Source organism: Acidithiobacillus concretivorus (assembly GCF_018853445.1).
Lineage (GTDB): Bacteria > Pseudomonadota > Gammaproteobacteria > Acidithiobacillales > Acidithiobacillaceae > Acidithiobacillus > Acidithiobacillus concretivorus.
Genome location: NZ_JABELD010000199.1, coordinates 1 through 253, shown reverse-complemented (window position 1 = coordinate 253; position 253 = coordinate 1). Strand labels below are relative to the sequence as shown.

1 protein-coding gene is annotated in these 253 nt (G+C 51.0%); it reads left to right on the top strand.

Translation table 11 applies throughout. From position 1 onward, the window contains the following. Positions 1–6 precede the first annotated feature (6 nt). A partial coding sequence (locus HJG40_RS14985; protein ID WP_303646310.1) for a sigma-70 domain-containing protein occupies positions 7–253 on the top strand: 247 nt, incomplete at its 3' end.

Below are 253 nucleotides of genomic sequence, written 5' to 3'. Positions count from 1 at the left end.
CAGGAAATGGGTCGTGAGCCAACTCCAGAAGAGTTGGCAGAGCGCATGGAAATGCCCGAAGACAAGATTCGCAAAGTGCTGAAAATTGCCAAGGAACCGATTTCCATGGAAACCCCCATTGGTGATGATGAAGACTCCCATCTGGGTGATTTTATTGAAGATCGTAATGTCACCGCGCCAGCCGAATCAGCAGTCAACGCGGCTATTCGCGAAGTGGTCGAAGAACTTCTGGACAATGGTCTGACAGCCCGAG